The organism is Stenotrophomonas sp. Ste86 (assembly GCF_024519465.1).
Taxonomy (GTDB): domain Bacteria; phylum Pseudomonadota; class Gammaproteobacteria; order Xanthomonadales; family Xanthomonadaceae; genus Stenotrophomonas.
The window spans coordinates 145,988-169,178 of the sequence record NZ_JALJRW010000004.1 but is presented as its reverse complement, the minus strand read 5'-3'; the positions used below and the strand labels follow the sequence as shown (position 1 = coordinate 169,178).

At 68.1% G+C, this 23,191-nt stretch carries 20 protein-coding genes and 2 tRNA genes; 10 read left to right on the top strand and 12 right to left on the bottom strand.

The features are described 5' to 3' along the window. Positions 1–5: 5 nt before the first annotated feature. From NR101_RS06005 to NR101_RS05995, 3 genes are all read right to left on the bottom strand, one after another. Complete coding sequence (locus tag NR101_RS06005; protein WP_256774688.1) at positions 6–545, bottom strand: lipocalin family protein; 540 nt, start codon at positions 543–545, stop codon at positions 6–8. A gap of 271 nt (positions 546–816) precedes the next feature. Next, positions 817–892 (bottom strand) — tRNA-Phe (locus NR101_RS06000). 197 nt (positions 893–1,089) lie between these two features. Beyond that, the gene (locus NR101_RS05995; RefSeq protein ID WP_256774689.1) at positions 1,090–2,262 is read right to left on the bottom strand and encodes a YbfB/YjiJ family MFS transporter; all 1,173 of its coding nucleotides are present in this window, start codon (positions 2,260–2,262) and stop codon (positions 1,090–1,092) included. 166 nt (positions 2,263–2,428) lie between these two features. Here NR101_RS05995 and NR101_RS05990 point away from each other — a divergent pair, with 166 nt between their 5' ends. Beyond that, positions 2,429–3,151, top strand: coding sequence for a helix-turn-helix transcriptional regulator (locus tag NR101_RS05990; protein ID WP_256774690.1), 723 nt, complete (start codon positions 2,429–2,431; stop codon positions 3,149–3,151). Between the two features lie 124 nt (positions 3,152–3,275). Here NR101_RS05990 and NR101_RS05985 read toward each other — a convergent pair whose 3' ends face one another. Next, positions 3,276–3,614, bottom strand: a complete 339-nt coding sequence (locus NR101_RS05985) for a hypothetical protein (protein ID WP_256774691.1) — start codon at positions 3,612–3,614, stop codon at positions 3,276–3,278. Between the two features lie 294 nt (positions 3,615–3,908). Between NR101_RS05985 and NR101_RS05980 the strand changes: the two genes are divergently transcribed. The 3 genes from NR101_RS05980 (at position 3,909) to NR101_RS05970 (ending at position 5,639) form a co-directional block, all read left to right on the top strand. Then, positions 3,909–4,931 (top strand): NADP-dependent oxidoreductase, encoded by a 1,023-nt coding sequence (locus NR101_RS05980; protein WP_256774692.1) that lies wholly within the window; start codon positions 3,909–3,911, stop codon positions 4,929–4,931. Between the two features lie 85 nt (positions 4,932–5,016). Beyond that, on the top strand, positions 5,017–5,181 hold the full coding sequence (locus tag NR101_RS05975) for a hypothetical protein (protein ID WP_256774693.1): 165 nt from the start codon (positions 5,017–5,019) through the stop codon (positions 5,179–5,181). Positions 5,182–5,369: 188 nt separating this feature from the next. Beyond that, complete coding sequence (locus tag NR101_RS05970) at positions 5,370–5,639, top strand: hypothetical protein (protein ID WP_256774694.1); 270 nt, start codon at positions 5,370–5,372, stop codon at positions 5,637–5,639. 93 nt (positions 5,640–5,732) lie between these two features. Here the strand turns inward: NR101_RS05970 and NR101_RS05965 are convergent, their stop codons facing one another. Then, complete coding sequence (locus NR101_RS05965) at positions 5,733–6,113, bottom strand: DUF6713 family protein (protein WP_345779477.1); 381 nt, start codon at positions 6,111–6,113, stop codon at positions 5,733–5,735. A gap of 210 nt (positions 6,114–6,323) precedes the next feature. Next, positions 6,324–6,399 (bottom strand) — tRNA-Ala (locus NR101_RS05960). 338 nt (positions 6,400–6,737) lie between these two features. Here NR101_RS05960 and NR101_RS05955 point away from each other — a divergent pair. Next, positions 6,738–9,287 carry a Cache 3/Cache 2 fusion domain-containing protein gene (locus NR101_RS05955; protein WP_256774696.1) on the top strand — a complete coding sequence of 850 codons (2,550 nt, stop codon included), beginning with the start codon at positions 6,738–6,740 and terminating at the stop codon, positions 9,285–9,287. 279 nt (positions 9,288–9,566) lie between these two features. Beyond that, complete coding sequence (locus NR101_RS05950; protein WP_256774697.1) at positions 9,567–11,894, top strand: TonB-dependent receptor; 2,328 nt, start codon at positions 9,567–9,569, stop codon at positions 11,892–11,894. Between the two features lie 93 nt (positions 11,895–11,987). On the opposite strand, the gene NR101_RS05945 is transcribed toward NR101_RS05950, so the two are convergent. The 4 genes from NR101_RS05945 to rnd all read right to left on the bottom strand — a co-directional run bounded on the left by NR101_RS05945 (position 11,988) and on the right by rnd (position 15,601). Beyond that, positions 11,988–13,163 carry a serine hydrolase domain-containing protein gene (locus NR101_RS05945; protein ID WP_256774698.1) on the bottom strand — a complete coding sequence of 392 codons (1,176 nt, stop codon included), beginning with the start codon at positions 13,161–13,163 and terminating at the stop codon, positions 11,988–11,990. A 303-nt stretch (positions 13,164–13,466) separates the two neighbouring features. Then, positions 13,467–13,781 (bottom strand): hypothetical protein, encoded by a 315-nt coding sequence (locus NR101_RS05940; protein ID WP_256774699.1) that lies wholly within the window; start codon positions 13,779–13,781, stop codon positions 13,467–13,469. A 94-nt stretch (positions 13,782–13,875) separates the two neighbouring features. Then, complete coding sequence (locus tag NR101_RS05935; RefSeq protein ID WP_256774700.1) at positions 13,876–14,379, bottom strand: hypothetical protein; 504 nt, start codon at positions 14,377–14,379, stop codon at positions 13,876–13,878. A 142-nt stretch (positions 14,380–14,521) separates the two neighbouring features. Beyond that, positions 14,522–15,601: a ribonuclease D gene (gene rnd, locus NR101_RS05930; protein WP_256774701.1), complete on the bottom strand. Its 1,080-nt coding sequence runs from the start codon at positions 15,599–15,601 to the stop codon at positions 14,522–14,524. Between the two features lie 168 nt (positions 15,602–15,769). Here rnd and NR101_RS05925 point away from each other — a divergent pair, with 168 nt between their 5' ends. Both NR101_RS05925 and NR101_RS05920 read left to right on the top strand, forming a co-directional pair. Further along, entirely contained in the window at positions 15,770–17,647 is a 1,878-nt protein-coding gene (locus tag NR101_RS05925) for a formylglycine-generating enzyme family protein (protein WP_256774702.1), read from the top strand. A 103-nt stretch (positions 17,648–17,750) separates the two neighbouring features. Continuing rightward, the gene (locus tag NR101_RS05920) at positions 17,751–18,653 is read left to right on the top strand and encodes a M48 family metallopeptidase (RefSeq protein ID WP_256774703.1); all 903 of its coding nucleotides are present in this window, start codon (positions 17,751–17,753) and stop codon (positions 18,651–18,653) included. A 31-nt stretch (positions 18,654–18,684) separates the two neighbouring features. Here the strand turns inward: NR101_RS05920 and xseA are convergent, their stop codons facing one another. Next, positions 18,685–20,025 carry an exodeoxyribonuclease VII large subunit gene (gene xseA / locus NR101_RS05915; protein WP_256774704.1) on the bottom strand — a complete coding sequence of 447 codons (1,341 nt, stop codon included), beginning with the start codon at positions 20,023–20,025 and terminating at the stop codon, positions 18,685–18,687. Between the two features lie 45 nt (positions 20,026–20,070). Beyond that, positions 20,071–21,159 (bottom strand): tRNA epoxyqueuosine(34) reductase QueG, encoded by a 1,089-nt coding sequence (queG, locus tag NR101_RS05910; protein WP_256774705.1) that lies wholly within the window; start codon positions 21,157–21,159, stop codon positions 20,071–20,073. Between the two features lie 23 nt (positions 21,160–21,182). Here queG and NR101_RS05905 point away from each other — a divergent pair, with 23 nt between their 5' ends. Together NR101_RS05905 and tsaE are read left to right on the top strand one after the other, a co-directional pair. Further along, the gene (locus NR101_RS05905; RefSeq protein ID WP_256774706.1) at positions 21,183–22,670 is read left to right on the top strand and encodes an NAD(P)H-hydrate dehydratase; all 1,488 of its coding nucleotides are present in this window, start codon (positions 21,183–21,185) and stop codon (positions 22,668–22,670) included. Further along, positions 22,667–23,149, top strand: coding sequence for a tRNA (adenosine(37)-N6)-threonylcarbamoyltransferase complex ATPase subunit type 1 TsaE (gene tsaE, locus NR101_RS05900; RefSeq protein WP_256774707.1), 483 nt, complete (start codon positions 22,667–22,669; stop codon positions 23,147–23,149). The genes NR101_RS05905 and tsaE overlap by 4 nt, the downstream gene beginning before the upstream one ends. The last annotated feature ends 42 nt before the right edge of the window (positions 23,150–23,191 follow it).

The window sequence follows — 23,191 nt, the reverse complement described above, 5'->3', positions numbered from 1 at the left end:
GCCGCTCAATCCAGCGGCGCCATCACCCGCAGCGGCGCCAGGTCGTAGCCCACCGCTTCGGCCTGCGCTTTGATCTGCGCGAACAGGGCGCGGTCCATGCTCGGCGAGCGCGACAGGATCCACAGGTACTTGCGGTCCGGGTCGCCGACCAATGCCCACTGGTACTCCGGGTCCAGCGCGATCACCCAGTAGTCGGCCCACACCAGCGGTGCCCATGCCAGCCAGTCCGGCACGAAGCGCACCTGCAACTGCCCCGGATGGCCTTCGACCGGTCGCGCCACGCCGTCGGCGGCGATGCGCGTGCCATCGTCGATGCGGCAGACGTTGTGCACGCTGATGCGGCCATCGCCGCGCAGACTGTAGGTGGCGGTGATGTCCCCCACACACTTCTTCTGGAACGACACCGGCAGGTGCGCGATCTCGTGCCACTGGCCGGCGTAGCGGCCCATGTCCAGCGTGGGCACCGACGTCACCGGCGGCGTCGCCCATGCGGCGGCCGTCGCAAGCAGCAGAGGCAGGGCGAGACACGGGCTACGCAGACGCATCGACGGCACTCCAGGCGGGTCGAAGGAGCTTAGGGGCGGCAGCGGGGCAGGGTGTGAAGTTTTTGTCATTCGCCCCGCGTGACGGGAAGACTGTGTCGATGCCGCCGCGTGAGGGTAGAGCCGATCCATGATCGGCTGCTGGAATGCGTTGCGGTGGACGTGCGCAGTGTGCGTGGCGAGCGGTTTAGGATTCACTCGATGCACTGCCACGCACGAATGCCAGCCGAACACGCAAAAAAAAACCTGCATTTCTGCAGGTCTTTTCGAATACTGGTGGCCGAGGACGGAATCGAACCGCCGACACGGGGATTTTCAATCCCCTGCTCTACCAACTGAGCTACTCGGCCACTTCATCGCTGCGTTGTCGCTGGCGAGGACGCGAATAATACGGAGGTATGCAGGGTTCGGCAAGCGTTTCGCGAAAAAAATTTCACATTTGTTGCCAGGCCTCGCGCCGACAGCGGCAAGTGCTTGATCCAACGTGGCTGCGCACCACCGTTGCGCGCATGAACATCGGTTCAGCACGTGCCCGGGCGCGCGCCACTCACTGCGTGTCGTCCGGCATGCACCACAGCAGCACGATGCCGATCACCATGATCACCGCCGCCAGCAGCAGCGATGCCTGGTAGGAGCCGCTGTCGCGCGCCAGGGTGCCGGCGAGCGCGGGTGCCGCGATCTGCGCCACGCCGTAACTCAGGGTCAGGGTGGCCATCGCCTTGGCCGGGTTGTGCGGGTAGTGCCGACCGACCACGGTAAGGGTCAGGCTCACGATTCCGGCGAAGGTCAGTCCGAACAGCAGCGCACTGCCCAGCCCGGCAGCCAGTCCATCGTCCAGCAGGGGCAGCATGAACGAAACCGCCTGCAGGGCGAAGGCCAGCATCAGGGCGCGGATCATGCCGAGCCGGGCGGCCAGCCAGTCCCAGCCGAAGGTGGAGGGGACCGCCGCCAGTCCCACCAGCACCCACACCGCGCTGCCATGCCCGTGGAAGGCGGCGGTCTGCTCGAGGATGGCCACGATGAAGGTGGCGCTGACCACGAACCCGAAACCGGCGCAGAAGTACGCGGCAATCAGCAGGCGCCGCCAGCGCGGTCCGGGAGGTGGCGGCGCCTCGGCGACGGAGCGCGCGGACGCGGCGACCGGCGCGGGCATCCAGTACCAGGCGGGCACCAGAAACAGCAGCCCCAGCAGGCCCAGCCAACGCCATTGCCCGCTGGAATCGGCATGGTCGGCCATCATCGCCGTGGCCAGGCCCGACACCGCGATGCCCAGCCCCAGCCCGGCGAAATGCAGGCCCAGCCGGGGCCGCCGCTGGTGGGCCAGCAGCCAGTTGAGCACCAGCCCGGAGGCGAGCAGCAGCCCGGCGGTGCTGGACAGCCCGGCCAGGAAGCGCAGCACGCTCCACAGCCAGAGGTGGGGAGTGACGCCCATCAGCGCGGTGGCCGCGACGGCCAGCAGCAGTCCGGCCCGGTACATGTGGAATTTCTGCCGCATGTCGCCCACCCGCGCCACCAGCAGCGTGCCCAGCAGATAGCCCAGGTAGTTGAAGGTGGCCAGCCAGCCGCCCTGGGCGGCGCTCAGCCCGGCATCGACGCGCATCAGCGGCAGCAGGGGCGTGTAGGCGAACCGGGCCAGTCCCACGGTGAGGACCAAGGCGCAGATACCGGCGGCGATGACCTGCCAGGGATGCCGTTCGGTGGGGATGGGCGGGGCAGTCATTGGATACCGGAGCGGGCAGGGGTCCGCTGATCCTCGGCGATCCGGGTGTCACTGTCTTTCGATAGAATGACCGCCTATGTCGACCAGGCGACAATCCCGCCCCTCTGCGGCGCCTCCCGGCGGTCGTGAACTCACGGTGCCACCGCTGCGCGCACTGCCTTGGCCGGTGGTCACGCACAGTCGGCAGATGGCGGCCGGCGAGCATTTTCCGCCGCATGTGCACGCCTGGCACCAGCTGGCCTTCGCTACCGAAGGCGTGCTGCAGGTGACGGCGGCGAACGCGCGGTATGTGATCACGCCGCAGCAGGCCCTGTGGGTGCCGGGCGGAACCCTGCATCACACCCGCGCGTTGAGCGTTGCGGCGTTCCGCAATCTGTACGTTGGCGCTGACGTCGCTGCGGACATGCCTGCCGAATGCACGGTGCTGGAAGTATCGGCGCTGCTGCGCGCCCTGATCATCGAACTCGACGGCATCCGGGCCGAGGATGATTCCGGCTACTACGCCAGCCTGTGCGCGGTGATCGCCACCCAGTTGCGTCGGCAGACGCGACACGCGCGGCACCTGCCATGGCCGCAGGACGAGCGCTTGCAGCACTGGTGCCAGGCGCTGTACGACCATCCAGACGATGATCGGAACATGGCGGCGTGGGCGGCGCACCTGGGTGCGTCCACGCGCACGCTGGCGCGCCACTTCGAGCGCGAGACCGGCATGACCGTGCGCGCATGGCGCACGCGACTGCGGTTGCTGCGCGCGATCGAGTGGCTGGCGCAAGGGCGCTCGCCGACACGGACCGCGCACGACCTGGGGTATGCGTCCGCGTCCGCCTTCAATTACATGTTCCGGGTCGAAATGGGCGTCAGCCCGTTACAGTGGCGACGATCCAGGTGACCCTCGCGGCGTGTCGCCGAGTTGCCTTGACCCTGATGACGTCCGGCCATGCCCGCACGCGCTGCCGCGCACCGGTGGCGATGGGTGATGCCGTTCGCTTGAACGGGGACGTTTGGCCGGTGGACTAGTCCGCGACCGGGCAGGCCAGGCTGAGCAGCCGATCACCGTCGAAACGCGCCTGGATCCTGCCGTCGCCCACCTTGTCGGCAGGCCAGTCCGCCACGGCCGCAGCACCCAGCAGTGGATTGCCAAGATGGAAATACACCTTGCCGCGCGTGTCGCCCGGCTGCAGGTGCGGGCAACCTTGAATCGGCGACGCCGGCTGCCCGCAGTCGCCCTGCAGCAGGCACAGACGCGTGTAGCACTGGCCGGCGCCTGACCAGTGCCCCTGCGCGGCGAGGCAGCCGGGCTCTGTCGCCAGTACTGCCCAGCACGCCAGGCCGAAGAGGGTGGTGGCCGACATCAGCACCGGGAGCAAGTAGCGACGAACGCGCTGACGGACGTGGAGGAGGGGCGATGTCATCCCGCGATGATGCGCCACGGCGCAGGTCCGGGCCAACCCGATGTGATCCGATGTGATCCGGTGCCGCCGATGGAATGCTGTGGCATCACCGGGTACATCGATCACCGTCGCGCAAGGCGCGGGGGACGTCGTGCCCGCGCTCACCGGTGGAACGCTGTCTTACCCCGACGCCGCCGTGCCGCCACAGCGCTTACTGTCAGGGCTCCTGATCACGCTGTCTGGAGTCGTCCGCCGATGAATGCTCTCACCAACACCCGCATCGTTCTCGCTTCGCGCCCGCAGGGCGAACCGGTGGCGGCCAATTTCCGCTGGGAGCAGGCGGCCGTTCCAGCGTTGGCCCCGGGGCAGGTCCTGCTGCGCAACCGCTACCTGTCACTGGACCCGTACATGCGCGGCCGCATGGAGGAAGGCCCGTCGTACGCACCGCCTGTGGCGCTGGATGCGGTGATGGAGGGGCGCACGGTGTCGGAGGTGATCGCCTCCAACCACCCGGAGGTCGCCGTCGGCGAGCACGTGGTCGCTGGCGGCAACTGGCAGACCCATGCGGTGGTGGAGGGCGAGAGCATCGCCCGGCGGCTGCACGAGACGGGCCTGCCGATCAGTACCGCGCTCGGCGTCTACGGCATGCCGGGTTTCACCGCGTATGCCGGCCTGCAGGAAATCGGTCGGCTGCAACCGGGCGAAACCCTGGTGGTGGCCGCGGCCAGCGGGCCGGTCGGGGCGACGGTCGGGCAGATCGCAAAACTGCGCGGCGCGCGCACGGTGGGCATCGCCGGTGGCGAGCAGAAGCGACAGTATCTGGAAACGCTGGGTTTCGATGTGGCGCTGGACCATCGCGCCGAGGACTTCGCCGCGCAGCTGCAGGCCGCGGTGCCCGACGGCATCGATGTGTACTTCGAGAACGTGGGCGGGCATGTCTTCGACGCGGTCGCGCCACTGCTCAACGACTTCGCGCGTATTCCGGTGTGCGGCACCATTGCCACCTACAACGCGCGCGGCGCGGTGTTGCCGGGGCCGGATCGGCTGCCGGGCTTCATGAGTCAGGTTCTGCGCCAGCGGCTGACCGTGCGTGGCTTCATCCAGTCCGACTTCAACGCGCTGTTCCCGCAGTTCCTGGTCGACATGGGCCAGTGGCTGCAGGATGGCCAGGTGCAGTACCGCGAAGACGTCGTCGAAGGGTTGGCCAACGCGCCGGATGCGTTCTTCGGGCTGCTCAAGGGACGCAACTTCGGCAAGCTGGTGGTGAAGCTGGATTGAGTGCGCACGCAGCGCCAACGCGGTCCTGACCCGTAGCTCACGATCGCCACGTTAGCGTGGCGGCATCCTCCGATGAGTACCGGTCATGATCAGCGACGAGAAGCAGAAGACCCAGCAGGAAGGCGTCAAGGAAAGCCAGCAGGACCGCAAGCAGGATGAAGCGGCCAAGCAGCGACCCGGCCAGACCGACCAGGCGATTCATGATGCGGAAACGCGGCGGCCGGTGCGCAAGGACAACAACCCGGATTGAGGATGCCGTAGCCGTGTCGACCGCCGTGACGTCGGCGGTCGAACCGCATCGCCTGGAATGCGCTGATTTCCTCTCACAGAGCCGTGTGCGTTTGCCGAACGCGACGGGCTGTCCGGGCAGCTGTCCGAAGGACTAAAGATCGCGCAACGGGCGCCGATAACCTCCCGGAATAGGCTGGGAGGCAGAACATGGACGATCTGATGAAATGCCCGATGTGCTTCGGTGGAGTTCCGCGAGGTGCTGTGGTGTGTCGCGGTTGCGCGGCCCGGATCGAGTACGGGATTCCACCGTGGGCGCTGGTGATGCTTTTCCTGCTGTCGCTGGCGTTCGGCTTATGGGTCGGAGCCGTTCTCGCCGGATGGCTGGGGTGGTTCAGCTTCTTCCTCCCGCTCTCCGTTGGCGGCGCATGCCTCAACGGCCTGTTTCGCAATCGGGTCGTGTTCCGGCTCAATCACTGACGCCTTTATCGGCTCGCAAACCGGGGCACCGCGTTGCGCAGACGAGCGCAGTTGCGCCGTGTGTTCGCCGTGCGGTTTAGCTGCAGGTCTCCGCTACGTGTTGATCGGCGACCTGGAAGAGCGGTGCTGCCGGGAGTGCACAAGAACGCTGGTACCGGCAACGAGGCAGACCAGAAGAACAAGCACAGAGAGCGGCAGATGGAACTCATCGCGCCCAGCGGCTGCGAACCCCGCGTGGATCGCAGCGGTGGCAACCCCTGTTCCGCCGCACACGGCGGCGTAGATGCGGGCACTGGGACGGACCAGCAGGACCTGGCGGTAGCCATGCAGCAGAAAACCAACGGCGAGCAGGTTGAACACCAGAAACCCCTGGATTCCGCCGGGTACGTGAAACATATCCCATTCCTGCCAGAAGGCGGCATCTATCTGGTGAAGGATCAGGGCCAACAGTGTTGTCAGATACCACCGCTCCATGACGCACCCCCGATATGAGCCGACCATTCTAGCGGCTGGATGGGCATGGTCCGTGGGTTGCCTTGGGCTCGGCTTGCGGTACAGGCCAGGAGACGAGCATTCTCACCAGCCGCAATGTGCCGGGTCGTACCCGCCGGCCTAATGAAAAAGGCCGGAAGCCCTGTTTTTGCAGGTATTCCGGCCTTTCCTGTGCCCGGTCGGGCAAATATTTGGTGGAGCCAAGGAGGATCGAACTCCTGACCTCGTCGATGCGAACGACGCGCTCTCCCAGCTGAGCTATGGCCCCACGGATGTCACACAAACCCCGCAGGCCTTGCCTCGCGTTGGACGTAGTCTAGCGCCGTGAATGGGGCGCTGCCAAGGGGTGCACGGTGTACCTGCGCATACGCACGATATTGCCGGCCTTCAGTGCGACCGCGCTGCTCCGTCCTCGGCCGTCGGCCGTCTTTCTGAACGCCGATCGGGTTTTGTGAAGACCATTTGCGCCGTTATCCATTTAAAAACAACGACTTGAGAAATCGATCTAGTAGGAAAGGACTAGGTGCTCCTGCATAAAGAGGACCAGAAAGGGTGCCGATAAGAAGTGTGACGAACATCCCACACTTTTTCCTTCGAGTACCAACGATGACGACCCGTGCCGCCACCGTTTTCTCATCCACCATCGGCGCCCGCCTGGCGCTGCTGTTGGGCCTGATCACTGCCGTCGCCTTTGTCTTGTTGGCGGTGCTGATCTACCGCCAGTCGGCAGCCAGTTACCAGCAGCGTGTGCAGGCCGGCCTGCAATCGTCTACCGCGCTCATGCGCGATTCGGTCGCGCTCTACGACCGCAGCCTCAGCGACAGCACCGAGCGCATGGCCGGCACGTTCCGCGCGCTGCTGCCCGACGGCGAGCCCATCCTGGATGCGGCCTCGCCGGTTAGCGTCGGCGCACGCCAGGTGCCGGCGCTGCGCCTGGGCGGCCAGGTGATCAACCTGCAGGAGGCGGCCGTGGACCGCTTCGCCGCGGCGACCGGCGGGGTGGCCACGATCTTCGTGCGCCAGGGCGAGGACTTCGTGCGCGTCTCCACCTCGCTGCGCAACGCCGAGGGCGCCCGCGCGCTCGGCACCGTGCTGGACCATGCACATCCGGCGTACCGAAACCTGTTGGAAGGCGGTCGCTACACCGGCCCGGCGCGGCTGTTCGGGGTGGACTACATGACCCACTACCTGCCGATCACCGACGCGACCGCCAAGGTGATCGGCATCGTGTTTGTCGGGCAGAACTACTCCGATGGCCTGGCCGCGCTGAAGGAACGCCTGCGCACGTCGCAACTGGGCAAGCAGGGGCATTTCCTGGCGCTGGATACGCGTCCAGGTGAGCAGTTCGGCACGCTGATCGCTGCGCCGGCCGATGAGGGCAAGACGCTGGCCAGTCAGGTGGACGCCGCCGATCTGCCGGCGCTGGAGGCACTGCTGGCCGGCAAAAGCGAGCAGGCGATCGTGCACCTGCGCCGCAGCGGCGACGCGGCATCCCAGGCCTATTTCGTTTCGGCCCAGGCCTACGCGCCCTGGAAATGGGCGGTGCTCGGCCTGGAGCCGGTCTCGGTGCTGCAGAGCGTTCTGCATTCGCTGATGCTGCATATCGTCGTGGTGGCCGGCTTGGGCCTGCTGGCGGTGATCGTGGCGCTGCTGGTGGTGGTCAGGCGCATGGTCAGCGTGCCCTTGGCGCAGGCCGGGCAGGTGGCCCGCGACGTGGCTGCCGGACGGCTGGACCGGCAGATCGTGGTCCAACGGCAGGATGAAGTGGGGCAGTTGATGGGCGCGCTGCAGCAGATGCAGGGCAAGCTGCGCGAGATCATCCACGCGCAGAACGAGATGAGTCGCCGGCATACCGATGGCGCGATCAGCCATCGCATCGATGCCAGCCGGTTCGAGGGGGAATTCGGCACGATGGTGACCGGCACCAACGACCTGGTGGACGCGCACATCCAGACCAAGATGCGCATGGTCGAACTGGTACGGGCCTACGCCGATGGCGACCTGTCCGCATCGATGGAAGACCTGCCGGGCGAGAAGGCGCTCATCACCGAGGCGGTCAACGGTGTGCGTGGCCGCCTGCTGGCGATCAATGGCGAGATCAAGCGGCTGGTCGCGGCCGCCGCCGCCGGTGACTTCAGCGAGCGCGGCGATGCCGATGCCTTCGAATACGACTTCCGCGACATGGTCGAAGGTCTCAATACCCTGATGGTAACCGCCGACCGCAACCTGGCCGCGCTGTCCGGGCTGCTGCGCGCGCTGGCGGCGGGTGACCTGCGCGGGCGCATCGAGGGCCAGTTCCAGGGCGTGTTCGCCACCATGCGCGATGATGCCAATGCCAGCGTGGCGCAGTTGACCGCGATCGTCGGCGACATCCAGCAGGCGGCGGTGGCGGTCTCCAGCGCATCGGCGGAGATCGCGGCGGGCAACGAGGATCTGTCGCGTCGTACCGAACAGCAGGCCGCCAGCCTGGAAGAATCGGCCGCCTCGCTGGAAGAACTGACCGCGGCAGTGAAGCAGAACGCCGACCATGCCCGGCGTGCCGACCGGCTTGCCGCCGACGCCGCCGAGGTGGCGGCGCAGGGCGGGGCGGCGGTGGCCCAGGTGGTGCAGACCATGGCCGGCATCGAGGTGTCTTCGCATCGCATCGCCGATATCACCACCGTCATCGACGGCATCGCGTTCCAGACCAACATCCTGGCGCTCAACGCGGCGGTCGAAGCGGCGCGCGCAGGTGAGGACGGCCGTGGTTTCGCCGTGGTTGCCGCCGAGGTACGGGCGCTGGCACAGCGCTCGGCGCAGGCGGCCCGCGAGATCAAGACGCTGATCGATGCCTCCAGCAGCCAGGTGGCGCAGGGCAGCCAGCTGGCCGACCAGGCCGGGCAGACCCTGGCCCGGGTGGTGAGCTCGGTGGGCGAACTGGGGGGCTTGATCGAAGAGATCGCCAGCGCCAGCCAGGAGCAGGCGGCCGGCATCGAGCAGGTCAACCAGAGCATCGTGCAGATGGACGGGGTGACCCAGCAGAATGCCGCACTGGTGGAAGAGGCGTCGGCGTCGGCCCGCGCACTGAACGCGCAATCGGCCGATCTGCAGCACACGGTGGGCCGTTTCCGACTGGCCAAAATGCGCGTGGCCAGGCGCGGGGCCGTGGCGGCCTGAGCCCCCTGCAGCGCGCGCGTGGCCGGCCCCACGCGCGCCGCCAGCCAGATCCGGCACAGCGTCAAGCCTTCCGGCCGCCGCACCGAGCGGGCATAATCCGCGCCAGAATCCCGGCGGCTCAGCCAGCAGACCAGGGGAGGGGATGGACGGCCGTCCCCCGCATCGCCCTGCAACCAGCCTGCAACATCCACGCAATAACGTGCCGCATCGCTGCGTAAAACAGCGGTGTTCATCCGCGTGCGCCGCACGCCACCCGTTCAGCACTCCCCGAGACCCTGCATGCCTGCCTACCGCAACACCCCCGTGTCGATGCCGTCCCGTTCCGCCGTCGCACTGCCGCGCCGCCACGCCCTGGCGCTGGCCTGCGCCACCGCCTCGCTGTTCGGCCTGGCCGGCACCGCCCTGGCCCAGGACGCTACGCCGACCTCGCTGGACGCCATCACCGTCAATGCCGACCACCGCGAGCGCAACCTCCAGGAAGTGCCGGTCTCGGTCGGCGTGGTCCAGGGCGAGAAGATCCGCGACTACACCGCCGGTGGCGATGACACCCTGCTGGCACTGTCGGGCAAGGTGCCCAGCTTCTACGCCGAGACCACCACCGGGCGCATCTTCCCGCGCTTCTACATCCGTGGCCTGGGCAACATCGACTTCTACCTGGGTGCCTCGCAGCCGGTCTCGATCATCCAGGACGACGTGGTGCTCGAGCACGTGGTGCTGAAGTCCAACCCGGTCTACGACGTGGACCAGATCGAAGTGCTGCGCGGTCCGCAGGGCACCCTGTTCGGCCGCAACACCACCGCCGGCATCGTCAAGTTCGACACCATCAAGCCGAGCCAGGACGCCAGCGGCCGCGTGCAGGCCAGCTATGGCAGTTACGGTAGCGTGGCCATCGACGGCGGCGTGGGCGGTGCGATCAATGACATCGCCTCGTTCCGCGTGTCGGCGCTGTACCAGCACCGCGATGACTACGTGGACAACACCTACACCGGCCCCAGCGCCGATGGCACGGTGTCGCCGAAGAAGAACGCCATGGGCGGCTTCGACGACCGCAACGTGCGCGCCCAGCTGCTGCTGCAGCCGAGCGAGAACTTCTCGCTGCTGGCCTCGGCCCATGCGCGCGACTACGACGGCACCTCGACCCTGTTCCTGCGGGGGGCGGTCACCAAGGGCTCCAACAAGACCGACGTGGCGCGCGATCGCGTGGCCTACGACGAAGCCGACAACAACCCGCAGTCCTACAAGACCTACGGCGGCTCGGTGAAGGCAGTCTACGATTTCGGCAATGTCTCGCTGACCTCGATCACCGCCTACGAAACCACCTCCGGCTACAGCCGCGGTGATACCGATGGCGGCGCGGCGGCCAACTTCCCGGTCAATGGCGTGGCCAACGGCTACGGCCAGTCGATGGGCCAGATCCGCGACCTGGACCAGTGGACCCAGGAAATCCGCCTGGCCAATGGCGATGACAACCGCCTGAAGTGGCAGGTCGGCGCGTTCTACTTCGATGGCCGCGACACCACCGATTTCTACCAGCGCGCCTGGTTCCTGCAGGGCAACGCGCGCAACCCGAACAACTGGGTGCGCCTGCGCAACGTCAACACCTCCTGGGCTGGCTTCGGCCAGGTCAGCTATGACGTCACCGACAAGTTCACCCTGACCGCCGGCCTGCGCCAGACCCGCGATGAGAAGCACACCCGTCTGCTCAAGACCGCCGACACCGCCGCCGGCGTGGTGACCTACAAGGGTCGCACCGACGTGGAAATGGCCGACACCACCCCGAGCTGGGACGTGAGCGCGATGTACGCGTTCAACCCGCAGTTCAGCGTGTATGCGCGCGTGGCCCGTGGCTTCCGCGGCCCCACCATCCAGGGCCGTTCGGCCGTATTCAACGCCGACTTCACCACCGCCGATTCGGAAACCATCCTGTCCTGGGAAGCGGGCATCAAGAGCAGCCTGTGGGACAATCGCCTGCGCGTGAATGCCGCTGCGTTCACCTACGTGGTCAACGACATCCAGCTCAACGGCAACGACTCGGACGGCAACGGCGTGCTGTTCAACGCCGACAAAGCCAAGGCCTACGGCCTGGAAGCGGACATGGAGCTGCGCCCGGTTCCGAACCTGAGCCTGAGCGCCGGTGTCAGCCTGCTGCACAGCGAAATCCAGGACGACCGCGTCTATGCCCAGGTCTGCGCGCTGAACGGCGCGGTGGTGTGCACGGTGAACGACCCGACCATCAAGGTTGGTGCCAACACCTTCGCCCAGATCAACGGCAACCCGCTGCCGAATGCGCCCAAGTACAACATCAACCTCGCCGCGCGCTACGACGTGCCGGTCAACGACAGCGATGTGTTCTTCGTCTCCACCGACTGGAACAAGCAGGGCTACACCAGCTTCGTGCTGTACGACTCGGCCGAGTTCAACTCCAAGGGCAGCTTCGAAGGCGGCCTGAAGCTGGGTTACTCCGGCAACTACGGTGCGTGGGAAGTGGCGCTGTTTGCGCGCAACATCACCAACGAGAAGAACCTCAAGGGTGTGATCGAAAACTACATGGCCGCGGTGTACAACGAACCGCGCACCGTGGGTGTTTCTCTCAACATGAACTGGTAAGTGGCGAGGGCATCGGCAACGCGCAAGCGTGGTGCCGATGCCGGATGCTCTGCGATAACCACGCCCTGCCTGTGCAGGGCGTTGTTGTTTCGGCTACGGGGTTGCTGGCGGCATCGCCGGGGCCAACCCGGCGAACAAACCGCCGAGCACGCCCATCGTGGCCTTGTCCGCGCCCATGTCTTCGGCGGCGTTGGCAATGGCGATCACGCCATTGTTCTGTGCGGGGAACAGCACCACCCAGGCCAGCCAGTTGCCATCGGAGCCGCCGTGCACCAGCACGGGGCCCTGGCGACCGGCGATGGACGGCTGCACGCCCCAGTCCAGTCCGGATGGGCTGCCGGTCTGCGCGGTCTGCATCAGCGCGTACGAGGCCGGGGTCAGCAGTTTGCCCTTGCCTTGGCTACCGGCCAGCTGATCGATGGCAAACAGCGCCAGGTCCTGCAGGCGCATATGCAGGTTGCCCGCTGCGGTGTAGATCGGCGGCACGCCGTCATCGGCCTTCTGCGGGGCGGCGGTCACCGGCTTGCCGCCGCGATGGCCCAACGGCTGCCCGGCAGAAGTGGGGCCGAATCCGGCACCGGTCATGCCCAGCGGCTGGAACACCTCACGCTGGATCAGCGATTCCACGTCCTTGCCGGTGGCGCGCTCGGCGATCACCGCCGCGATCAGGAAGCCGCTGTTGCTGTACGCGAACGCGGTGCCCGGTGCATGCACGGGTGTTTCGGCCAGCGCGGCCTTGATGTAGGCCGCGCGCTGCACGGGCAGGGGCCGGGGGTCCACGAAGAAGGCATCCAGCACCGCGGCGTCGGTGAGGTTCTCCGGCAGCCCGGCGCGATGCGACAACAACTGCACCAGCGTGACCTGTCGGTAAGCCGGATGCATCTGCTTGGCCAGGTCGGGCAACAGCGTGGACAGCGGTGCATCCCACGTCAGCACGCCCTGTTCGACCAGACGCGCGATCATCGCTACGGTGATCGGCTTGCCCGTGGAACCGATCATCCACGGGTCCTCGACGCTGGCGGCTATCTTCCCATCGCTGCGGCGCACCCCGCTGACCGCCTGGTCGGCGACCTTGCCGTCGCGGATCACCAGCACGCCCATGGCCGGGGTCGACGTGCCCTGCATGGCCTGTGTGATCGTTGAGGTCAGATCGTCCGCGGCACTGGCGCTGGCCGCGACAAGCAGGAGGGAGATGCCCAGCCAGCGGCGCAGACCACGCGCGCTGGGGTGGGGGCAGGCTGCGGTCCGTCGGTGTGTGATCGTGTGCATGGGAGTCCTTGCGCAGCAGCGTGGGCAGGACCTGTGCCAATGGCAACGATCCCGCAGGGTGCAGTGTCCGCAGCGCCTGGGTACAAGCGTGCTGCGTTGATTGCGACCCACTCTTGCACTTCCGCTGCGCGCACGTATGTGTCTGCAGTCATGCCCGCGTACACGTGTTGCGAGAGGCGACAGCGTCGCCTCGTGCCTACTTCGCACCTGCTGATCCGTCCACGGGCTTGCGCAGCGACACCGGCGTACCCAGCAGCGGATCGGGCGTGCCAGCACGGCCCACCACCTGCACCTGCATCGGTTCTAGGCGGGCGAGCAGCGCCTTGGAGACTGCTCGTTCTGCCAAAACGTACGGGCAGACAACGGCGGCAGCTTGTGGAAGCTGTCGGCTAGAAGAAAGCCTGGAACCAGGGAGGTCCCCCACATCTCATCATAACTCTGCGGATAGGGGACGGGCGTCAGCACCACCACCATGCCATCGCGGGTGGCGCCATCGATGACGTCCAGTATTCCATTCACGTGTTCGATGTTGGGGTCGGGCTGCTTGGCGACTGCAATGTCGATCGAGATGCTGGTCAGCAGGGCGCACATCAGCAGCGTCTTGGTATGCACTGGCATTGGGAGATTCATCCTTGAGAGCGGTTCACGTTGCCGTGGCAATCGGCACGGTGCGCCGTGCGTTCCACAGATGCCGCAACGCTGTCACGCCCGATCAGCGCAGCGTCGGCCTACCTGCGCAATACCGCGAACGCTCCCTCGGCGCCGGTGCGTGCCAGATTTCATTGCCGCCATCACCGTCGCCCTCGTAAAAGGCGATACGCCCTGCTTCATCGTGGTGCAGGGTAGGGCTGAACGCCTCGGCGTCGCTCCTGCCATCGGGGTTGATAAAACGGATCTCGCCACCACAGACGAAGTTCGACCCTGGCTCGCGCGCCAACGCGGCACACGTGACCTGCGAGGATTCTGCGACCACCGGGCCGGGCAGTTTCGGGGCGATGAGGCCGCGGTCGGCAAGCGCGCAGAAGTAATCGGCGACGGCGCTGCGGATCTGTGCCTGGGACGGCATCCAGTCCGGGCAGCTGTAAGGGTCGGGTGTGCAGCTGCTGGCGGGCGCGGTGTCGATGCCCGCTTGCGGCACGGCCGCTGCGGTGAACGGGGACAGGGCGAGCAACGGCAGCAGCAACGACGGCAGCAATCGCAGCAAGGGCAGGGTCATGAAGCGCATCGCAGGCATGGGTTGGCGGGCTTGCGGTGGCCCGCGTAGATGACGATGGACGCTCGGACAGACACCGCAGCACCGGCGCGTGCTGCCGCCGGTGCACTGTCGTCTTCCACCTGTCGTTGCGGTATCCGGCGGCTTACGCGGCCGGCAGCAGCGGGGCCAGGACCGGCTCCAGTTGTTTACGCCGCCAACCGGCCAGCGCGGGCGGCCACTGGCCACTTTCCAGATAGCTTTCCAGGTGCTTGCGCGAGGCCAGCACGCCGTCGGGCAGGCCCAGTTCGGCGGTGCGCGCGCTGACCGCATCCTGCAGCCGCTTCAGCGCCTGCTTGTTGTTGTCGTTGGCCGGCAGCGCCAGCGGTGCGTCGGCCTCGTCGTCCAGCGGCGTGGTCAGTGCCTGCCAAACCTGGTTGGCCAGCTTGCGCGGTGCCTTGGGGAAGCTCTCCATGAGCTTTTCCAGTGCCGGCACGTCGGCGGGCGGCGTGCGCGCGAGCACGGCCGCCAGTTCGTTGTCCAGAATCCAGCTGCGCGGCTTGTCGCTGCTGCGGGCCTGCACATCGCGCCAGCGCAGCAGGCGCAGCAGGCGGATCTGCGCGGCGTCGTCCATGAACTGGGCCGAGCGCATCGCCACGTGCGGCCAGCGGTCTTCGTCGTTCTCGACGCTGCCGAGCAGGCGTCCGGCGTCGTCCTGCAGCCACTGTCGGCGATCGAGCTCGCCGAGTTTGGCGTCGATCGCATCGTGCATGGCAAACAGATACTCGACGTCGTCGGCGGCGTACTCCAGCTGCGATTCGGACAGGGGGCGGCGCATCCAGTCCGAGCGCGTCTCGCCCTTGGCCAGGGTGACCCCGGTGATCGCATTGACCAGCTTCTGGTAGCCCATGCCGCCGCCGATGCCGGCCAGTGACGCGCCGATCTGGGTGTCGAACAGCGGCCGCGGCAGCACGCCGCAGGCGACCTTGAAGGTCACCAGGTCTTCGCTGGCGCTGTGCATGATCTTCAGGATGGAGGTGTCGGCCAGCCACGGGGCCAGCGCCTCGTTCATGCCGGGGATCAGCGGGTCGATCAGCAGGATTTCATCGCCGACCGCCATCTGCACCAGGGCCAGTCGCGGCCAGTAGGTGCGTTCGCGGATGAATTCGGTGTCCAGCCCGATCCGGGTGGGGCGCTGGCGGTAGCGCTCGTCCAGCTCCGCCGGGGTTTTGATCCAATAAGCCACGTGGGTTCCGTCAACTGCAGGGGGTGCTCAGGGGATGAGGATAACGCGCCGTGGTCGGCGCGCGCGCCGGTATCATGATCCGGTCGTCGTACGGTCGCTGTGACCGTGCGCTGGCTTGCCCCTCCCGTCCCGGTTCGGCGATGCTCGTGCCTGGCTGCAAGGAACCCGATGTTGCGCACCTCCGCTTTCCTCCCGCCGCTGCTCGCTGTCCTGCTCGTGCTGACGGCCTGTTCTGCCGATGCACCGCCGCCGGCCGCCGCCCCGACGGCGGCCCGGCCGGCGGCGCGCAGCGCGCCTGCAGCCGCTGCGCCGGCCGCGCAGGTGACCATCGGAGGAGAGGACGCGGCCGAAACCGTGGCGCGCTGGCAGCCACCGGCGGTGCAGATCGCCGATGACGGCGTGGCGGCGGCGCGGCGCAAGGCGGCACAGGCCTTCGAACAGGACCGCCTGTACGCCGACGCCGAGGCGGCCATTCCGATCTGGTTGGCGTTGCTGCAGCGCGACGGCAAGGACCGCCAGGCCCTGGCCGGGCTGAAGCGGGCACGTCAGCGCCTGTTGGATGAGGCCGCCGCGCTGCTGTCGCGGCCGCTGAAGCAGCGTGAAGCGCTGGCCCAGGCCAGTGAGATGGCGCTGGTGCTGCTGGCGATTGCGCCCGACGATGCGCGCGTGCGCCAACTGCAGTCGCGCGTGGAGATCGCCCAGCGCGTGATCGCCTACAACCGGGCCGGGGAAGACGACCTGCGTGCCGACCGGGTGGGCGAAGATGGCGATGGCGCCATCCCCAATTTCCGCGAAGCGCTGGCCTTGAATCCGGACGACGCGCGCGCGCGTCAGGGCCTGGCCGCTGCCGAGAGTGCGTTGATCGGCCGTGCCGAAACCGCCGCCCGCGCGGGGGATTTCGCCAGCGCCGGCACCTGGCTGGCCGAGGCGGCCAAGGTGCGCGACTCGTCGATCACCATCGCCGACGCGTTCGAACGGGTCGAACGCATCCGCGCCGATACGCTCACCCGCCTGCGCGATGAGGGCCTGCGCGACCTGACCACCCCGCAAGGCTTGAAGGCGGCGCGCGAGAAGCTCGAAGACGCCCTGCGCATCGCGCTGCCCGGCGACCCGGTGGTGGGCCAGCTGCGGGAGCGCATCGAACTTGTTACCCACTACGGCAGCTTCCGGCCGCGGCAGGTGTTCAGCGACGCACTACGCGATGGCGGGCGCGGTCCGCAGATGATCGTGGTGCCGCACGGCGGCTTCCAGATGGGCGCGGGCGACAACGAGCGTGGGGCAAGCGATGCGGAGAAGCCGTCGCACTACGTGCGGTTCGAGCGGGGCTTTGCGATGTCGATCACCGAGGTGACCGTGGCCGACTTCCGTCGCTACGTGCAGGCCAGCAACGCCCGCCCGCGCGCCACCCGGCGCGGCCATTCGATCGTCTACGACGAGCGCAGCGGCAACTTCGTGCGGCATAGCGGGGTGGATTGGCGGTCCGGGTACAACGGCGTACCGGCCATCCCGACCTCGCCGGTGATGCATGTGAGCGTGCGCGACGCCGAGAATTACGCGAGCTGGCTGTCCGAGCAGACCGGTCGCTCCTACCGTCTGCCCAGCGAGGCCGAATTCGAATACGTGCTGCGTGCCGGCAGCAGCGGTCGCTATCCGTGGGGCGATGCAGGCACGCCGCCGCCCAATGCCGGCAACTTCACCGGTGCCGAGGATGTCTCCCCGTCCGGCCGGCACTGGTACAACGCGTTCGTGGGATACGGCGACGGCTGGTGGGGGCCGGCGCCGGTAGGCACGTTCGATGCCAACGCCTGGGGCGTGCACGACGTGGCCGGCAACCTGAGCGAGTGGGTGGCCGACTGCTGGCACGCCAGCTACCGGCGGGCGCCGTCCGACGGGGTGGCCTGGTTCAACCCGGGCTGCCGGCAGCGGGTGATCCGCGGCGGCAACTGGGCCAATGCACCGGACCAGACGCGCGCGGCGTGGCGGCAATCGCAGGATTCAGATACGACCAGCGCCCGCATCGGCTTCCGTCTGGTGCGCGGCATCTGAGCCATGCCGGGCGTGTCCCGGCACTCACGTCAAATCCCCGCGCAGCCACTAAGATGGCGCCGTGTCGGCCAGGGTGTGCCGATCCAGCCAGGGAATCTGCAACATGCGCAACGATCCGTTCGGTGGTCAACAGCAGGGTCGGGCCCGCCGCCCGGGGCTGTTCGGCAACATCCGCTGGTGGGTGCTGCTGGCCTTCGCCGGCTATGCGGCGTTCTATTGGTTCTCCAACCGCGCGGTGGATCCGTATACCGGTGAGCGCGTGCTGATCGACAGTTCGCTCGATGCCACCCAGGAAAAGGCGCTCGGCCTGCAGGCCTACCAGGAGATCCTGGCGCAGGAGCGGCCGCTGGATCCGAATGCGCCGCAATCGCGCGAGATCCAGTCGATCGCCAAGCGCCTGATCGCCAAGGTGGACGTGGTGGAAACTGCGCTCGCCGAAGAGCACGGGTTGAAGCCGGCGCATTTCGCGCGCGATTTCGAGTGGGAGGTCAACGTGATTCCCTCCGAACAGGCCAATGCGTTCTGCCTGCCGGGTGGCAAGATGGCGGTGTACACCGGACTGATTCCAGTGGCCCGCACCGAAGATGCGATGGCGGTGGTGATGGGCCATGAGATCGCCCATGCCCTGCTGCGCCACGGCGCGCAGCGCATGGCCCAGCAGAAGCTCACCCAGATCGGGCAGATGGCCGGCGCGGCCAGTGGCATGGACCCGCAGCAGCAACAGATGATGATGTCGGCGATGGGCTACGGGTATCTGCTGCCGTACGCGCGCAGCCATGAAACCCAGGCCGATGAAGTGGGCCTGATGCTGGCCGCTGCGGCCTGCTACGACCCGCGCGAAGCGGTGCCGTTGTGGGAGCGGATGGGCCAGAGCAGCGGCGGACAGGCGCCGCCGGAGTTTTCGTCCACCCATCCCAACCCGGGCACGCGCATCCAGAACCTGCAGGCGCTGATGCCCAAGGCGATGGAGTACCGGCAGAAGTACTGCGAGAGCGCGCACCAGTAAACCAGCGCAGGCTGCCCGCCACGCTGGCGCCTCAGCGCGCCGGTTCCTTCACCACGACCTCGATCACCCCGTCCTGCACGCGGGCCTTGAGCGCGTCGCCGGGGCTGACCTGCAGGGGGGAGCGCACCAGGCTGCCGTCGTCTTCGCGGGTGAGGATGCTGTAACCGCGCGCAACCGTGGCCAGCGGGCTGACCGCTTCCATTGAACGGGCCAGTGCGCGCAGGCGCAGCTGGTCGCGCTGCAGCTGGCGGCCGATGGCCGCATCGGCGCGCGGCTGCAGCCGCTGCAGACGCTCGCGCAGGGCGTCCAGACGGCGCTGTGGGTGGCCATTGCGCAACACCACGGCGGCATGCCGCAGCTGTGCCTGGCGGCGCTCGTGCTGCTGCCGCCAGACCCCGGCCAGGCGCCGGGCAAGGTCCTGATGACGGCGCTGCATCAGCTGGAGGCGCGCTTGGGGTCCCTGCGCGTTCAAGCGCAGCAGGGCGCGGTCGGCACGCTGCATTGCCTGGCCCAGCCCGTGGCGCTGCAGCTGCACCATCCGCGCGGCCAGCCGGCGCACGTGCAGGTGCAGGTCGCGCTGATCGGGCACCAGCAGCTCGGCGGCCACCGACGGGGTGGGCGCGCGCAGGTCTGCGGCAAAATCGGCCAGGCTGAAGTCGGTTTCGTGACCCACCGCCGACACCACCGGGGTCTGGCTGGCGGCAATGGCGCGGGTCAGGTGTTCATCGTTGAACGCCCACAGGTCTTCCAGCGAGCCGCCACCGCGGGTCAGCAGGATCACGTCGTAGCGGCCGCTGGCATCGGCCGCGCGCAGCAGCGCGGTGATCTGTGCCGCGGCGCTGTCGCCCTGCACCAGGCTGGGCAGCAGGTCCACTTCGAGCAGCGGGAAGCGACGTTGCAACACGCTGAGCACGTCGCGTACGGCCGCGCCGGTGGGCGAGGTGATCACCGCCAGGCGCCGCACGTGCGCAGGCATCGGGCGCTTGCGCTCGGCGGCGAACAGGCCTTCGGCCTCCAGGCGCGCCTTGAGCTGTTCATAGGCGCGGCGCAGCGCACCTTCGCCGGCTTCTTCCATGTGGTCCAGTACCAGCTGGTACTCCCCACGGGCTTCGTACAGGGTCAGCCGGCCGCGCGCGAGCACGCGCATGCCATCGCGCGGGATGAACTTCAGCCACTGGCTCTTGGGCTTGAACAGCGCCGCGCGGATCTGCGCGCGCGCGTCCTTCAGGGTGAAATACATGTGCCCGGAGGCGGGCCGGGTGACGCTGCCAAGTTCGGCTTCGACCCAGATCAGCGGGAACGCGCCTTCCAGCAGGTCGCGGGCCAGGATGTTGAGCTGGCTGGGCGTAAGGATCTGCGTGTTGCGGTCCATGGACGGGTCAAACGCTACGAACGGGCACCCATGGTCGCACAAGCTTCATGGCGCCGGGTCGCGCGCGGCGTGCTGCTGCAGCGCCCATTGCACATGTTCGCGCACGATCGGCGAGGCATGTTCGCCGCGTGCGTGCAGGGCGGCCAGCGTGTCGGCATGGGTGGGGGCATTGCCCAGCGCCACGGCGATGTTGCGCAGCCAGCGCTCGTGGCCGCTGCGCCGGATCGGGCTGCCCTCGGTGCGGCGCAGGAACTCGTCTTCCTCCCACGCGAACAGCTGCGCCAGCGAGGCGGTGTCCAGATCGTTGCGCGCGCGGAAATCCGGTTCGTCGGTGCGCCGCGCGAACTTGTTCCAGGGGCAGACCAGCTGGCAGTCGTCGCAGCCATAGATGCGGTTGCCCATCAGCGGGCGCATGTCTTCGGGGATGGCGCCGTCGTGTTCGATGGTGAGGTAGGAGATGCAGCGCCGTGCATCCAGCCGCTGCGGGGCGATGATCGCCTGGGTCGGGCACACATCGATGCAGCGCGTGCAGCTGCCGCAGTGCGCACTGGCCGGTGCATCCACCGGCAGCGGCAGGTCGATGTAGATCTCGCCGAGGAAGAACCACGAGCCGCCCTGTTTGTCGATCAGGCAGGTGTGCTTGCCGATCCAGCCCAGCCCGGCATTGCGGGCGAGGGCGCGTTCCAGCACCGGCGCCGAATCGACGAACACGCGGTAGCCGAATGCGCCGATCTCCGCGGCGATCGCGTCGGCGAACTTCTGCAGGCGGTTGCGCATCAGCTTGTGGTAATCGCGGCCCAGTGCATAGCGGGCCACATAGGCGCGGTCGGCGTCGTGCAGCGTGTTCCACGCCTGCGCATCGTCCTTGTGGCCGTAGTCCATGCCGACGGAAATCACCCGCACGGTGCCGGGCAGCAGTTCGGCCGGGCGCGCGCGCATCGTGCCGTGCCGGGCCATCCAGTCCATCGTGCCGTACAGGCCTTTGCCCAGCCAGTCGGCCAGGTGCGCTTCGTCCTCGCCCAGGTCGATGCCGGACACGCCGCAGCGCTGGAAGCCGTGCACGCGCGCGATCTCCCGCACGCGCTGGGTGGCGCGGGCCAGGTCGATGGGGGCGGGCAACGGAACAGCGGACATGGCGACAAGTATAGAATCCCGGCATGCCCCAGCTTGATGAACTGTTCGATGTAGCCGCCGCACGCCGGATCGATGCCCAGGCCAGCGCGGCGCTGGGCGATGGCGGTGCGTCGTTGATGGCGCAGGCCGGGCAGGCCGCCTGGCACTGCCTGCTGGAGCGTTGGCCGCAGGCCCAGCGCATCTGTGTGGTGGTCGGCGCCGGCAACAACGGCGGCGATGGCTATGTGCTGGCCCGGCTGGCACGCCAGTCCGGACGCCGGGTGCAGGTGCTGCGGCTGGCCACCGATGCCGCCGCCACGCCGCTGGCTCAGGATGCGCTGCAGGCCTGGCTGGCCGCTGGCGGGCAGGTGGAGGTCTTCACCGATGCGCTGCCGGACGCCGACGTGCTGGTGGACGCGCTGTACGGGCTGGGCCTGAACCGTGCGCCGAGCGGGCCGGCGCAGGCGCTGATCGAGGCGATCAACGCCGCCGGCGTACCGGTGCTGTCGTTGGATGTACCCAGCGGGGTGGACGCCGACAGCGGCGCGGTCGCCGGGGCTGCCGTGCGGGCCAGCGTGACCCTGCAATTCATCGTGCGCCATCGCGGGCTGTATACCGGCGATGCACTTGAACACATCGGCGGGCGCCGGCTCGCGCCGCTGCAGTTGCCCGAGGCGGCCGATGCGGGTGTGCTGCCTGCGGCGTGCTCGTGGCAGCCGCCGCGGCTTGCCGCGCAACTGCCGGCGCGGCGCGCCAACACCCACAAGGGCGAATCCGGCCATGTGCTGTGCGTGGGCGGCAATCGCGGTAGCGGCGGGGCGGTGATGCTGGCCAGCGAAGCCGCGCTGCGCACCGGCGCCGGACTGGTCAGCGTGGCGACGCAGTCGGTGCATGTCGCGCCGTTGCTGGCGCGGCTGCCCGAAGCGATGGTGCATGCCGTCGAGGACGCGCAGGACCTGCAGGCGCTGCTGCCGCGCGCCAAGGTGGTCGCGATCGGGCCCGGGCTGGGCCAGGACGACTGGGCGCACGAGCTCTGGCGGCAGGTGCTGGGCAGCGGCAAGCCGCTGGTTATCGACGCCGACGCGCTGAACCTGCTGGCCGGCACCCCCCAGCCGCTGCACGACGCGATTTTGACCCCGCATCCGGGCGAGGCCGCACGCCTGCTCGGCTGCAGCACCGCGCAGATCCAGGCCGACCGCTATGGCAGCGCCCAGTCACTGGCCGAGCGCTTCCATGCGGTGGTGGTGTTGAAGGGCGCCGGCAGCGTGGTTGCCGCCCCCGGCCAACGGCCCCGGGTCATCGCCGCGGGTAACCCGGGCATGGCCGTCGGCGGCATGGGCGACCTGTTGACCGGCATCATTGCCGCGCTGCGCGCACAGGGCCTGGACGCGTTCGATGCCGCCAGCAGCGGTGCACTGCTGCATGGGCTGGCCGGCGATGCCGCCGCCCGCGAAGGCCAGCGTGGCCTGCTCCCCACCGACCTGCTGGTGCCGCTGCGCCGCCTGGTCAATCCGGAACCTTCCACCGCATGATCACGTTTTTCCTCGCCCAGACCGACGACACCGACCTGCTCGGGCAGTGGCTGGCCGCCACGCGTCCGCCCCAGGCGGTGGTGCAACTGCAGGGCGACCTTGGCGCCGGCAAATCGACGTTGGCGCGCGCACTGCTGCGTGCGCTGGGCGTGCAGGGCGCGATCCGCAGTCCCACCTACACCCTGGTCGAGCGCTATCCGCTGGACGATGGGCACGAGGCCTGGCACTTGGATCTGTACCGCATCGGCCAGGCCGAAGAGCTGGATTTCCTGGGCCTGGACGAGGGCAGCGCCTCGCTGTGGCTGGTCGAATGGCCCGAGCGCGGCGCCGGCGCGCTGCCACCCATGGACCTGATGATTGCCCTGGAAATCGAAGGGCAGGGGCGACGCGCCCGTCTCACTGCGACCAGCGACGCGGGTCGTGGATGGCTTGCCCGGCTGCCTCAAGGGGGCGACTTGCAGGCTGTTTCTGTCGGCTGACAGTAGGAAACACCGGCAGGTTACGGATTATTAAGGGAAAAG

What these genes read in the sequence shown, in the direction of transcription:
- NR101_RS05945 (WP_256774698.1), bottom strand. Translation starts at nt 13,163, where the DNA reads ATGCACACGATCACACACCGACGGACCGCAGCCTGCCCCCACCCCAGC.
- xseA (WP_256774704.1), bottom strand. Translation starts at nt 20,025, where the DNA reads ATGGACCGCAACACGCAGATCCTTACGCCCAGCCAGCTCAACATCCTG.
- NR101_RS05995 (WP_256774689.1), bottom strand. Translation starts at nt 2,262, where the DNA reads ATGACTGCCCCGCCCATCCCCACCGAACGGCATCCCTGGCAGGTCATC.
- NR101_RS05940 (WP_256774699.1), bottom strand. Translation starts at nt 13,781, where the DNA reads ATGCCAGTGCATACCAAGACGCTGCTGATGTGCGCCCTGCTGACCAGC.
- NR101_RS05950 (WP_256774697.1), top strand. Translation starts at nt 9,567, where the DNA reads ATGCCTGCCTACCGCAACACCCCCGTGTCGATGCCGTCCCGTTCCGCC.
- NR101_RS05925 (WP_256774702.1), top strand. Translation starts at nt 15,770, where the DNA reads ATGTTGCGCACCTCCGCTTTCCTCCCGCCGCTGCTCGCTGTCCTGCTC.
- NR101_RS05980 (WP_256774692.1), top strand. Translation starts at nt 3,909, where the DNA reads ATGAATGCTCTCACCAACACCCGCATCGTTCTCGCTTCGCGCCCGCAG.
- tsaE (WP_256774707.1), top strand. Translation starts at nt 22,667, where the DNA reads ATGATCACGTTTTTCCTCGCCCAGACCGACGACACCGACCTGCTCGGG.
- NR101_RS06005 (WP_256774688.1), bottom strand. Translation starts at nt 545, where the DNA reads ATGCGTCTGCGTAGCCCGTGTCTCGCCCTGCCTCTGCTGCTTGCGACG.
- NR101_RS05975 (WP_256774693.1), top strand. Translation starts at nt 5,017, where the DNA reads ATGATCAGCGACGAGAAGCAGAAGACCCAGCAGGAAGGCGTCAAGGAA.
- NR101_RS05905 (WP_256774706.1), top strand. Translation starts at nt 21,183, where the DNA reads ATGCCCCAGCTTGATGAACTGTTCGATGTAGCCGCCGCACGCCGGATC.
- NR101_RS05970 (WP_256774694.1), top strand. Translation starts at nt 5,370, where the DNA reads ATGGACGATCTGATGAAATGCCCGATGTGCTTCGGTGGAGTTCCGCGA.
- NR101_RS05920 (WP_256774703.1), top strand. Translation starts at nt 17,751, where the DNA reads ATGCGCAACGATCCGTTCGGTGGTCAACAGCAGGGTCGGGCCCGCCGC.
- queG (WP_256774705.1), bottom strand. Translation starts at nt 21,159, where the DNA reads ATGTCCGCTGTTCCGTTGCCCGCCCCCATCGACCTGGCCCGCGCCACC.
- NR101_RS05955 (WP_256774696.1), top strand. Translation starts at nt 6,738, where the DNA reads ATGACGACCCGTGCCGCCACCGTTTTCTCATCCACCATCGGCGCCCGC.
- NR101_RS05935 (WP_256774700.1), bottom strand. Translation starts at nt 14,379, where the DNA reads ATGACCCTGCCCTTGCTGCGATTGCTGCCGTCGTTGCTGCTGCCGTTG.
- NR101_RS05985 (WP_256774691.1), bottom strand. Translation starts at nt 3,614, where the DNA reads ATGTCGGCCACCACCCTCTTCGGCCTGGCGTGCTGGGCAGTACTGGCG.
- NR101_RS05965 (WP_345779477.1), bottom strand. Translation starts at nt 6,113, where the DNA reads ATGGAGCGGTGGTATCTGACAACACTGTTGGCCCTGATCCTTCACCAG.